Raw genomic sequence first — 11,612 nt, 5'->3', positions numbered from 1 at the left:
GGTGGGGTCGGCGCGGGCTGCGCGGCGGCGAGGTGCCCGACGGCGCGGCGGCCGCGGGGAGTGCCCCGCAGCCGCGGCACGCCCCGCGTCCGCTCAGCCGGTGAGGCCCTGCAGCGCGGCCATGTCGAAGATCTGGTCCTCGGCCGGGCGCTCGGGGGCCTGCACGGCGTTCCACTCGGAGAAGGTGGCCGTGGTGTCCGCCTCGGCGTCCTCGCCGCCGGTGCCCTCGAGCCGGTGCAGGGTCTCGTCCTCCGGGTGCACGTACATGGTCCGGGCGAAGTCGTGGAACTCCTCGGGCAGTGCGTACTTCAGGTACTCCTGGCCGTCGAGCTCCACCTTCTCGGCCTTGAGGTCCTTGCCGTCGAACGCCTCGGCCGCGGGCATGTCCGCCTCGAGGTCGTCCATGATCTCCTTCAGGGAGATGCCGGCCATGCTGTCCGCCTCGTCCGCGGGCATGAGCATCCAGCGGTCTCCGACGAGCTGCTCGAACATGGCCATCTCGGCCGGCACGCCGTCCATCTGCAGGCGCAGGCTCTGCGCGTCCACGACCTTCTGGCGGATCTCAGGCCAGTTCTCGTCCAGGGTCGGGTCGGCGGCGCAGCCGGTGAGCAGCAGGCCCGCGGCGGCGAGCACCGCGGCGGCACGGGGCAGGCCGGTGGCGGTGAGCAGGGAGGACTTCATCGGGGGGCTGCTTCGCAGGGCGGCAGCCCGAGGCGTGCCGCGGCGGCTGTGCTGACCCTGTGATCGTCGCACTGCGCCACGACACCGTCACGACCCGGCCGCCCGCGTGTGACCGCGGGTTGCGTCCGGCGTCAGGCCCCCTGCCTAGGCTGGTGCCCGACCCCATCCAGAGCGGCCGAGAGACCCGGCTCGTCGACGCCGCAGCAACCGGGGCGCCGCCGTCGTCCGTCCACGGGCGCACGGCCCGCGCCGCAGGTGCTCCCGCCGGGACCGATGGACAAGGCAGGTGCCCCCGCATGACCCCCTCCCCTCTCGACGCCGCCACGCGCGCCCGCAGCTCCGCCCCGGCCTCCCCCGGCGACGCCCCGACCGCCCCCGACGCGCCCGTCCGCCGCCCCAACGACGGCGTGCCCGCCGAGGCCCTCGCCACGCTCCCCGGCCCGCTCCCGCAGGCCGTGGTGGACGCCGCCGACCCGGACGTCCACCCCGGCCGCGCCGAGGATCTCGCGCACGGCGGCCGCGGCGACGGCCGCCCCGTCGCCGAGGAGGACCGCCTCGCGTTCTGGGCCGCCGCCGGGCGCCGGCTCACGTGGGACCGCGAGTTCACGAGGGTCAGCACCGGCACGCCCGCGGACCCCGCCGCCGAGCGCGGCCCCGCGCTGCGCTGGTACGAGGACGGCCGGCTCAATGTGGCCGTGAACTGCGTGGACCGCCACGTGGCCGCCGGCCGCGGCGAGAAGGTGGCCCTGTACTTCGAGGGCGAGCCCGGGGACCGGGAGGCCGTCACCTACGCGGACCTGCAGCGGCGCGTGGCCCAGGCCGCCCACGCGCTCGAGGACCTGGGGATCGGCCCCGGGGACCGCGTCGTCGTCTACCTGCCGGTGCTCGTGGAGACGATCGTCATCGCCCTGGCCTGCGCGCGGATCGGCGCCGTGCATTCGCTCGTGTTCGGCGGCTTCTCCGCGGACGCCCTGCGCTTCCGCGTGGAGGACACCGGCGCGAAGCTGCTCGTCACCACGGACGGCCAGCACCGCCGCGGCCAGGTGGTCCCGGTCAAGGAGAACGCGGACGCCGCCGTCGCCGGGGACAACGCGATCGAACACGTCCTGGTGATCGCCCGCTGCGGCCTCACCGGCGCCGGCGAGATCCCGTGGACCGAGGGCCGCGACCTGTGGTGGCACGACGTCGTCGAGACGAAGCCCACCGAGCACGCCCCGGCGTCCTTCGACGCCGAGCACCCCCTGTTCGTGATGTACACCTCCGGCACCACGGGCCGCCCCAAGGGCCTCGTGCACACGTCCGCCGGCTACCTCGCCGCCGCCTCGTGGACCCACGACTTCCTCTTCTCCCACCCGGACCCGGCGCGCCGGCACGAGGACGTGCACTGGTGCACCGCGGACCTCGCCTGGGTCACCGCGCACACCTACGAGATCTACGGCCCGCTCTCCAACGGCGTCACCCAGGTGATCTACGAGGGCGTGCCCAACGCCCCGCACCCGGGCCGGCACTTCGAGGTGATCGACCGCTACCGCGTCACTTCCTACTACACCGCCCCCACGCTGATCCGCTCGCTGATGGGCTGGCACCCGGACGGCATCCCCGCCGAGCACTCGCTCGAGTCGATCCGCCTGATCGGCACCGTGGGCGAGGCCGTGAACCCCGAGGCGTGGACGTGGGCGCGCACGCAGATCGGCCGCGCCGCGCTCGCACGCATGGGCGAGCCCGTGCCCATGGTGGACACGTGGTGGCAGTCCGAGACCGGCTCCACCGTGCTCTCCCCGCGCCCCACGGACCGCACCTTCAAGCCCGGCTGCGGCTCGCGGCCGCTGCCGGGGGTGGAGGTGGCCGTGGTGGACGACGACGGCGCCCCGGTGCCCGCGCAGACGCAGGGCAAGATCGTGGTCACCCGGACCTCGCCCTCGATGGCGCGCACCGTGTGGGGCGATCCGGCCCGGTACTTCCACTCCTACTGGGAGGACTATGCGGAGCAGGGCTGGTTCCTCGCCGGGGACGGCGCCAAGACCGACGAGGACGGGGACGTGTGGATCCTCGGCCGGATCGACGACGTCATCAACATCTCGGGGCACCGCCTCTCCACGATCGAGATCGAGTCCGCCCTCGTGGCGCACCCGCACGTGGTGGAGGCCGGGGTGTGCCCCGTGCCCGACGCGCGGACCGGGCACGCCGCCGTCGCCTTCGTGGTGCCGGGCCGGGAGTGGGCGCCGGGCCCCGAGGGCGACGAGGCCGCCGCCGCGCTCACGGCCGAGCGCGCCGAGGAGCTGCGCCGGCACGTCGGCACCGTGATCGGCCCCGTGGCCAAGCCGGCCGAGGTGGTGTTCGTCCCGGACGTGCCCAAGACCCGCTCGGGCAAGATCATGCGGCGCCTGCTCACGCAGCTGCACACCGGCACCGCCCTGGGCGACACCACGAGCCTGCAGAACGAGGTGTGCGTGGGGCAGATCGCGCAGGTGCTGGCGGACCGCCCGGGTCGCTGACCACGGCCCCGCTTTCGTGCGGGAGACGGAAGTCCGCCGGGCCGTAGACTGGACCACCCTCCCCCGCGCCCCGGCCCCCGGCCGGCCCCGAAAGGTCCTCCGTGCCCGCATCCCCCGACGACGCCGCCCGGCCTGACGTCGACGCGCAGCCCCGCGCCGACGTCGCCGTCCGTCCCGACGACGACGCCCTCGCCCCCGGCACCGGCCGGCTCATCGCCCTGCTGGTCTCCGCGGCGTTCGTGGTGATCCTGAACGAGACCGTCATGTCCGTGGCGCTGCCGCGGCTCATGGCGGAGTTCACCGTCACCGCCGCCACCGCGCAGTGGCTGACCACCGGGTTCATGCTCACCATGGCCGTGGTCATCCCGTTCACGGGCTGGCTGCTGAACCGCATGTCCCTGCGCGCGGTGTTCATCCTGGCCATGGGGACGTTCACGGCCGGCACCGCGATCGCCGGCCTCGCCCCCACGTTCGGCCTGCTGCTGACCGGACGCGTGGTGCAGGCCGTGGGCACGGCGATCATGATGCCGCTGCTGATGACCACCGTGCTCAACGTGGTCCCGCTGTCCCGGCGCGGCCGCGTGATGGGGCTGATCTCGATCGTGATCTCCGTGGCGCCGGCGTCCGGTCCCGCGGTGGGCGGTGTGATCCTCGAGCACCTCTCCTGGCGCTGGCTGTTCTTCACCGTCCTGCCGATCGCCGTGATCGCCCTGGCCGCGGGCGCCGCCTGGGTCCGCAACGTCACCGAGCCCCGCCCCGTCCGCCTGGACGTGCTCTCGGGCATGCTCTCCGCCGTCGGCTTCGCGAGCCTGATCTTCGGCCTGTCCAGCATCGGCGAGGCCGCCGCCGGCAACGCGGCGATGCCGCCGTGGATCCCCGTGGCCGTGGGCGTGCTCGCCCTGGCCCTGTTCGCGGTGCGGCAGCTGCGGCTCAAGGACGACGCCCTGCTGGACCTGCGCACGCTGTCCCGGCCGACCTTCACGGTGGCGCTGGCCGTGATGCTCACCTCGATGCTCGCCCTCTTCGGGACCATCGTGCTGCTGCCCATCTACCTGCAGGAGGTCCTGGGCTGGACCACCCAGCAGTCGGGCCTCGCCCTGCTGCCGGGCGGCGTGGTGATGGCGCTGCTCGGGTACGTGGTGGGCCACCTCTACGACCGCGTGGGCGCCCGCCCGCTGATCGTGCCCGGCGCCGTCCTCGGCGCCGCGGGCCTCTGGGGCTACACGTTCCTCAGCGAGGACTCGAGCGCGTTCATGGTGGTGGGGCTGCACGTGCTGATCTCCACGGGCCTGTCCATGCTGTTCTCCCCCCTGATGACGACGGCGCTCAGCGCCCTGCCCCGCAGCCTGTACGCGCACGGCTCCGCCCTGGTGTCGACGCTGCAGCAGGTGGCCGGCGCGGCGGGCACCGCCCTGTTCATCACGCTGCTCACGGTGGGGACGGCGTCGTCCGTGGCCGGCGGCCTCGGCGAGGTGGCGTCCCTCATGGACGGCGTGCACCTGGCGTTCCTCTCCGGCGCGCTGGTCTTCACCGTGAACGTGGTGGCGGTGTGGTTCGTGAAGCGCCCCGCCCCGAACCCACTCTGAGCCCACGCCCCCACGCTTTCGTGCGGGAGACGGGAGGCTCCCCCACGCTTTCGTGCGGGAAACGGGAGGCTCCCCCACGCTTTCGTGCGGGAAACGGGAGGCCGAGCTTCCCGGCCGAGCGCTGACCCCAGGACCCGCCGGCCCGACCCCCTACTCGGCCCCCTCCGCGGGGTCCGCAGCCACGCGCGCGAGCAGGCGGGCCAGCTCGGCGCGGTCCGCCGGCGCCAGGACGGCGAAGAAGTCCGCAGCCTCGGTGCGGCGCGCCTCGTGCACGCGCCGCAGCAGGCCGCGGCCGCCGTCGGTCAGGCGGATGCGCACCGCCCGGCGGTCGGCCGGGTCCGCCGCCCGCTCCACCAGGCCCCGGGACTCGAGCTGGTCCACCACGTCCGTGGCCGAGCGCGGGGCGATCCGCAGCCGCTCGGCGAGGTCCCTCAGCCGCACCCCGCCGTCGTCGTCCGCGACCGACCCCGCCGCCGCGCGCGTCCCCGCGCCGGACCCGATCCCGCCCCCAGCCCCCTCGGCGACCCCGCGCAGCGCCCGCACCTGGTGCGGGGTCACGCCGAGGGGCTCGAGCTGCGCCGACCACCGCCGTCGCAGCCGGCGGAATACCACGTGCATCAGGTCGCCCAGGTCGGCGCCGTCGTCGTGGGGGCGGGCGGCGTCAGCGGGGGCGGAGTCCATGCCCCCGACTCTACCGACTTGAGAGTCAGACACATCGTGAGGTAACCTCCGCATATCACCGGGCCGCCCGGTCGACACCCCGCCCCTGCATCCCGCAGTCGAGCGAGCCGACCCGCCCGCGGCGGCCCCGGCGCCCGAACGGAAGGAGCGCCCCATGACCACTCCCGTCCCCGCATCCGCCCCCCGCACCCGCGCACCGCGCGGCCACGCCGACTCCCTCCCCGCCTCCGACGGCGGCGGCCGCGGCATGGCCCCGGCTCGGCTGGACCCCGCCGACCGCACGCAGCTGCGCCGCCACCCGGTGTCCCTGCCGCGCATCGCGCGCCTGTTCGCCCCGCACCGCGGCACCATCGCGCTCGTCGTCGTGCTGATCTCGGCGGCCTCCGTCATCAACCTCGCCCAGCCCTTCCTGGTCCGCGCGGTGATCGACGACGCCCTGCCGAACCAGGACGTGCCCCTGCTGATCCGGCTGACCGCCGCGATGGTGGGCGTCGCCGCGCTGACGGCCGTGATCGGCGTCGTGCAGACCTGGCGCGCCACGGCCATGGGCCAGCACGTCATGCACAGCCTGCGCGTGCGGCTGTTCACCCACCTGCAGGCGCAGCCGCTGGCCTTCTTCACCCGCACCCGCGGCGGCGAGGTCCAGTCCCGGCTGACCCACGACATCGCCGGCATGCAGTCCGTGGTCACCTCCACGGCCACCGGCGTGGCCTCGAACCTCACCGCCGTCGTCGCGACGGCGGCCGCCATGGTCGCGCTGTCCCCGCGGCTGAGCCTGATCTCGCTCGTGGTCCTGCCGCCGGCCGTGTGGCTCTCGCGCCGCGTGGCCCAGCTGCGCCGCACCGTCACGGACGAGCGCCAGGCGGCCCTCGCGCAGATGCACACCCAGGTGGAGGAGGGCCTGTCCGTCTCGGGCGCGCGCCTCGCCAAGACCCTGGGCACCACCGGCCACGACGCCGAGCGGTTCACCGGCCGCTCCCACGAGCTGATCGGCCTCGAGCTGCGCAGTCAGCTGGCCGGCCGCTGGCGCATGGCCACCATGTCGATCGTGTTCGCCGCCATCCCCGCGGTGATCTACCTGGTCGCGGGCCTGCCGCCCACGTCGGGAGGGATGACCATCGGCACCCTCGTGGCGTTCACCGCCCTGCAGGGCCAGGTGTTCCGCCCCGTCATGGGCCTGCTGAACATCGGCGTGCAGTGGGTCACCGCCCTGGCGTTCTTCTCGCGGATCTTCGAGTACCTCGACCTGGACCCGGCCATCAAGCCGCCGGCGGACCCCGTGCCGGTGGACCCGGCCCGCGTGCGCGGCACCGTCCGCTTCGAGGGGGTCGACTTCGCCTACGACGACGGCGCCCCGGCCCTGTCCGGCATCGAGCTCACCGTCCCGGCCGGCACCACGACGGCGGTGGTCGGCTCCACCGGCTCCGGCAAGTCCACGCTGGCCTCGCTCGTCCCCCGGCTCCACGACCCGACCGCGGGCCGCGTGAGCATCGACGGGATCGACGTCGCCCGCCTGGACCCGGCCGACCTCGCGGCCATCGTCGGCGTGGTCTCGCAGGAGACCTACCTGATCCACGCCTCGGTGCGGGACAACCTGCGCCTGGCCGACCCCGAGGCCACGGACGAGCGGCTGTGGGCGGCGCTGGAGACGGCGTCGCTGGCCGGGACCGTCGCGTCCCTGCCCGAGGGGCTGGACACCCTCGTGGGCGCCCGCGGTCACCGGTTCTCCGGCGGCGAGCAGCAGCGCCTGGCCATCGCCCGCACGGTGCTGCGCAACCCGCCCGTGCTCGTGCTGGACGAGGCGACCTCCGCCCTGGACAACACCACCGAGGCGCGCGTGCAGGCGGCCCTCGACGAGCTCGCCGAGCACCGCACCACCCTGATGGTCGCCCACCGCCTGTCCACCGTGATGGGCGCGGACCAGGTGGCCGTGCTCGAGGGCGGGCGGATCGTGGAGCTCGGGGCGCCGGCCGATCTGCTGCGCGCCGGCGGCCCGTTCGCGGCCCTCGCCGCCCGGGGGGACGCCGTCGTGCCCGGCGCCGCGCCGGCGGAGCCGGCCCTCGCCCGCTGACCGCACCCCCGCCCCCGCTTTCGTGTGGGAAACGGGAGGCTCAGGGACCGCTTTCGTGTGGGAAACGGGACCAGGCTCCCGTTTCCCGCACGAAAGTGCTGGGGGAGGCTCCCGTTTCCCGCACGAAAGTGCTCGGGGGGCTCAGCCGCCGGTGGTGCCGTCCGGGAAGATCTGGCCCAGCGGGGTCTGCTTCTCGGCCTGGAACGTCTCCTCGGCGCGGCCGAACGCCCAGTAGGCGCTGACGGAGAGGTCGCGACGGTCCACGCCGCGCTCGTCGGCGAGGTACGCCCGGGCCGCCTTCACCTGCTCGCGCTCGCCGTGCACGAACGCGTGCACCCGGCCCTCGCGCCACGGCTCGTCCCGCAGCGCCGCCGCCCAGCGCGTGCTCTGCGGGGTGAACTCGGCGCCGCGGTGCAGCCAGCGCACCTCGACGCCGGCCGGGGCCGTCACCGGCTGCTCGTCCTCGGGCCCCTCGACCTCGATCAGCGCGGTCCCGACGGCGTCCGGCGCCGTCGTCGCCAGGTCCTCCAGTCCGGCGGCGATCGCCGGCAGGGCCGCCTCGTCGCCGGCGAACAGGTGCCAGTCGGCGGCGGGGTCCGGGCGGTAGTTGCCGCCGGGGCCGCCGAAGCACACCTGCTCCCCCGGCTGGACGGACGCGGCCCACGGGCCGGCCAGGCCGTCGTCGCCGTGGACCACGAAGTCCACGTCCACCGTGCCGGCCTCCGCGTCCACGGCGCGCACCGAGTAGGTGCGGCGCACGGGCATCTGCTCGGGGGCGAGGCGCTCGCGCAGGGCGTCCATGTCATAGGGCGGGGTGAGGCCGAGCGCCGGGTCCGCGAACAGCAGCTTGATGTACTGGTCCGTGGCGCCCTTCTCCGCCCAGCGGGCGTGGAACGCCGCGAACTCCTCCCCGCCCAGGCTCACCCGCACCATGTGCGGGGTGAGGCGCTCGGTGCGCACCACGGTGAGCACGGTCTGCGGCCGCGCGGGACGGCCGGGGGTCGCGGGGCGGGTCATGGGGGCTCCTCGGGTGAGGCGGGCGGGGATCGGCCCCCACTCTCCCACGCCCGGCCCGCACGGGTCAGGGGCGGGCGTCACAGGGGGTGCCCCGACGCCCTGCCCCGCCCCGCCCCGCCCCCCTGCGCGTTTAGGGTGACTTGTCGGGGGTCAGGAGCCGGATCACCTCCGACAAGTCACCCGAAACGCGTGGTGGCGGGGGGATGCGTGGCGACGGGCGGTGGCGCTCAGCCGGCGGTCCGGAACGCGTGGCCGCGGTGGTCCGCGGGCAGGGCCGGCCCGGCGCCGGAGAGGTTCTCACGCAGGGTCCGCCCGGCCTTGGGCTCGCGCAGCACCCCGCGGCGGCGCAGCTCGGGGCTCACGAGCGCGGCGAACCGTTCGAGGTCGGCCGGGCGCACCGCGGCGGAGACGTTGAAGCCGTCCACGCCGGTCTCGGCCTGCCAGCGCTGCAGCTCGTCGGCCACGGTCTCCGGCGAGCCCACGATCACGGGCCCGCGCCCGCCGATCGCCACGAACTCCGCCACGTCCCGCAGCGTCCACGTCCGCCCGCTCGGATCCTCGGTGAAGGCCGCGAGCGCGGAGCGGTTCGCGTCCGTCACCACGTGCTCCAGCGGCGCGTCCGGGTCCAGCCCCGCGACGTCCACGCCCGTCCAGCCGCCCCACAGCGCCAGCGCGCCGGCCACGTCCACGTGCTCGGCGTACCCGGCCAGCCGCTGCGCCGCGGCCTCGTCCGTCTCGGCGACGACGACGGTCACCATCGCCAGCACGCGGATCGCGTCCGCGGCGCGGCCGGCCTCCAGGAGCCCGGCGCGGGTCTGGTCCACGAACCGGCGCACGTGGGCCGGCGTCGGGCCGATGGCGAACACGGCCTCGGCGTGCTCGAGGGCGAACCTGCGCCCCCGCGCGGAGGCGCCGGCCTGGAACAGGTACGGGGTGCCCTGCGGGCCGGGGTGGGTGAGCGCGGCGTCCGGGACGCGCACGTGCGCGCCGGCCACGGCGGCCGGGTGCACGCGGTCCGGGTCGGCCACGACGCCGGCCGCCCGGTCGAACCTCACGGCGCCGGGCTCCACGGAGCCCTCCCACAGCCGGTAGAGCGCGTCGAGGGCCTCGTCGGCGAGGTCGTACCGCGCGTCGTGCGGGATCTGCCGGTCCAGGCCGAGGTTGCGGGCCGCGGAGTCCTGGTAGCTCGTGACGATGTTCCAGGCCACGCGGCCGCCGGTGAAGTGGTCCAGCGTGGCCAGGGTGCGGGCCAGCAGGTACGGCCGCTCGTACGTGACGGACGCCGTCACGCCGAAGCCGATCCGCTCGGTGGCGGCGGCCATGGCCGGCACCGCGACCGCCGGGTCCAGCACGGGCCACTGCACGCCACCGCGCACGGTGGCCTCGATGCCGCCGCCGTACACGTCGTAGAGGCCGAGCACGTCGGCGAGGAACAGCGCGCTGAAGCCGCCGTCCTCCACGGTGCGGGCCAGCCCCGTCCAGTAGGCGAGCCGGTCGAACTCCGCGATCCGCGACTCGGGATGCCGCCACAGCCCCGGGGACTGGTGGACGGGCGTCATCATCTCGAAGGCGCTGAGCAGGAAGGGGGTGGAGGCGCCGTCGGGTGCAGGGGCGGCGTCGGGGGCGGCAGCGCCGTCGGGGGCCGTCATCGGGCGCCCGCCTCGGCGGGCTCCGGGGCCGGCTGCGCGGCGTCCACGGCCGACGACGACGGCGCGGCGGGCGCGTCCCCGATCGCGTTCAGGCCCTCGGGGAGGGTGCCGTTGATCCAGTAGTCGCCGACGGCGCGGGCGCGGAACGCGATGGGGTTGTGCGTGGCGACGGTCTGGGCGTTGCGCCAGTGCCGGTCCAGGCCCTTGGCCACGCTCGTGTCCGAGGCGCCGCCGGTGAGGAACAGCTCCTGGGCGGCGCCGAGGGCCAGCTCGGGGACGGTGATCTGCGCGTGCTCCACGGCCAGCTCGGCCTCGGCGAACTCCGGCGGCACGGGTCCGGTGAAGCCCCAGCGGTCGGCCCCCGTGGCGGCGCCGGCGGCGAGCGAGGCGTCCAGGGCGTCGGCGGCCGCGAGGACCACCGCCTCGGCCGCGGAGGCCTTCGCCGCGATCCGGCCCACGGCCTCCTGGATCAGCGGGTCCTCGCGGAAGGGCACGCCCAGGCCGGTGTTGAAGGTGCGCACGCGCGCGGCCACCCGCGCGGCGGCGTCGTCCCGGGCGGCGCGGGCGATCCCGGCCAGCACGGCGAGCAGGATCAGCTGGAACCACGCCGCCTCGTGCACGGCCTCGGGCGAGCCGGGGATCCGCTCGAGCACGTCCCGCGGGTCCACGGCGACGTCCTCGAACACCGCGGTGCCGGTGCCGGTCAGGCGCTGGCCGAAGCCGTCCCAGTCGTCCTCGAGGCTCACGCCGGGGGCGTCCACCGGTACGACGGCGAAGCCCCGGCCCGGCGCCAGGGAGCCGTCGGCGCGCACCACCGCGGCGGAGACCCGCGTGTGCGAGGAGAAGATCGAGCCGGTGGCGTAGTACTTCGTGCCGGTGAGGGTCCAGGCGGCGCCGGGCGCGCCGTCGTGGTCCCCGTCCGTGGGCGCCGTGAGGCGCGTGTTCAGTGTGCCCAGGGCGTTGCCGCCGCGCTCCGTGGAGGCGTTGCCCACGGTGGCGCCGGCGAGCACGAGGGCGTGCCAGCGGTCCCGCACGGGCTGCGGCTGGAAGCGCAGGGCGTCCAGGAAGCCCAGGTGCGAGCGGTACAGGTGGGCGACGTTGGAGTCCGCGGCCGCGAGGTCCACGAGCAGCGCCGTCACGGTGCGCACGTCGACGCCGGGGCCGCCGGCCTCCCGCGGCACGCGCAGCACGGAGAAGCCGGCGCGGCCGAGCGCGCGGACGGCCTCGAAGGGCAGCAGGCGGGCACGGTCCCGCTCGAGGGCGCCGCGGGCGATCTCCTCGACGACGGGGCGGAAGTGGGCGCGCAGGCCGGGCAGGTCGCGGGGCAGGGACGCGGGGTCGACGGCGGGCGGGATCAGGCGGGAGGCGGTCATGCGGGGCTCCTGGGGTGTGGGCGGGCGGGGTGCCGGTGCCGGACCGGGCGGGGTGGGGA

The 11,612-nt window shown here is 75.7% G+C and carries 8 protein-coding genes; 3 read left to right on the top strand and 5 right to left on the bottom strand.

Going from position 1 to position 11,612, the window contains the following annotated elements; genetic code table 11:
• Positions 1-93 precede the first annotated feature (93 nt).
• Positions 94-681, bottom strand: a complete 588-nt coding sequence (locus NWP10_RS07570; protein WP_258300435.1) for a hypothetical protein — start codon at positions 679-681, stop codon at positions 94-96.
• Between the two features lie 296 nt (positions 682-977).
• Between NWP10_RS07570 and acs the strand changes: the two genes are divergently transcribed.
• A complete protein-coding gene (acs, locus tag NWP10_RS07565; RefSeq protein ID WP_258300434.1) occupies positions 978-3,176 on the top strand; it encodes an acetate--CoA ligase in 2,199 nt (732 codons plus the stop codon).
• Between the two features lie 101 nt (positions 3,177-3,277).
• A complete protein-coding gene (locus NWP10_RS07560) occupies positions 3,278-4,762 on the top strand; it encodes an MDR family MFS transporter (protein WP_258300433.1) in 1,485 nt (494 codons plus the stop codon).
• Positions 4,763-4,912: 150 nt separating this feature from the next.
• Here the strand turns inward: NWP10_RS07560 and NWP10_RS07555 are convergent, their stop codons facing one another.
• Positions 4,913-5,443 (bottom strand): MarR family winged helix-turn-helix transcriptional regulator, encoded by a 531-nt coding sequence (locus NWP10_RS07555; protein WP_258300432.1) that lies wholly within the window; start codon positions 5,441-5,443, stop codon positions 4,913-4,915.
• A 247-nt stretch (positions 5,444-5,690) separates the two neighbouring features.
• Between NWP10_RS07555 and NWP10_RS07550 the strand changes: the two genes are divergently transcribed.
• Positions 5,691-7,514 (top strand): ABC transporter ATP-binding protein, encoded by a 1,824-nt coding sequence (locus NWP10_RS07550; RefSeq protein WP_375162470.1) that lies wholly within the window; start codon positions 5,691-5,693, stop codon positions 7,512-7,514.
• 141 nt (positions 7,515-7,655) lie between these two features.
• Here the strand turns inward: NWP10_RS07550 and NWP10_RS07545 are convergent, their stop codons facing one another.
• The 3 genes from NWP10_RS07545 to NWP10_RS07535 all read right to left on the bottom strand — a co-directional run bounded on the left by NWP10_RS07545 (position 7,656) and on the right by NWP10_RS07535 (position 11,553).
• Positions 7,656-8,531 (bottom strand): siderophore-interacting protein, encoded by an 876-nt coding sequence (locus NWP10_RS07545; protein WP_258300429.1) that lies wholly within the window; start codon positions 8,529-8,531, stop codon positions 7,656-7,658.
• 227 nt (positions 8,532-8,758) lie between these two features.
• Positions 8,759-10,180 carry an NtaA/DmoA family FMN-dependent monooxygenase gene (locus NWP10_RS07540; protein ID WP_258300428.1) on the bottom strand — a complete coding sequence of 474 codons (1,422 nt, stop codon included), beginning with the start codon at positions 10,178-10,180 and terminating at the stop codon, positions 8,759-8,761.
• A complete protein-coding gene (locus tag NWP10_RS07535; protein ID WP_258300426.1) occupies positions 10,177-11,553 on the bottom strand; it encodes an acyl-CoA dehydrogenase family protein in 1,377 nt (458 codons plus the stop codon). Before NWP10_RS07535 ends, NWP10_RS07540 begins: the two co-directional genes overlap by 4 nt.
• Positions 11,554-11,612: the final 59 nt, after the last annotated feature.

This window comes from Micrococcus sp. HG099 (assembly GCF_024723355.1).
Lineage (GTDB): Bacteria > Actinomycetota > Actinomycetes > Actinomycetales > Micrococcaceae > Micrococcus > Micrococcus endophyticus.
This window is presented reverse-complemented; position numbering and strand designations above follow the sequence as displayed.

Bases quoted from the DNA above. Each gene is read 5' to 3' on its own strand.
- NWP10_RS07570 (WP_258300435.1), bottom strand. From the start codon at position 681: ATGAAGTCCTCCCTGCTCACCGCCACCGGCCTGCCCCGTGCCGCCGCG.
- NWP10_RS07550 (WP_375162470.1), top strand. From the start codon at position 5,691: ATGGCCCCGGCTCGGCTGGACCCCGCCGACCGCACGCAGCTGCGCCGC.
- NWP10_RS07540 (WP_258300428.1), bottom strand. From the start codon at position 10,180: ATGACGGCCCCCGACGGCGCTGCCGCCCCCGACGCCGCCCCTGCACCC.
- NWP10_RS07535 (WP_258300426.1), bottom strand. From the start codon at position 11,553: ATGACCGCCTCCCGCCTGATCCCGCCCGCCGTCGACCCCGCGTCCCTG.
- NWP10_RS07545 (WP_258300429.1), bottom strand. From the start codon at position 8,531: ATGACCCGCCCCGCGACCCCCGGCCGTCCCGCGCGGCCGCAGACCGTG.
- acs (WP_258300434.1), top strand. From the start codon at position 978: ATGACCCCCTCCCCTCTCGACGCCGCCACGCGCGCCCGCAGCTCCGCC.
- NWP10_RS07555 (WP_258300432.1), bottom strand. From the start codon at position 5,443: ATGGACTCCGCCCCCGCTGACGCCGCCCGCCCCCACGACGACGGCGCC.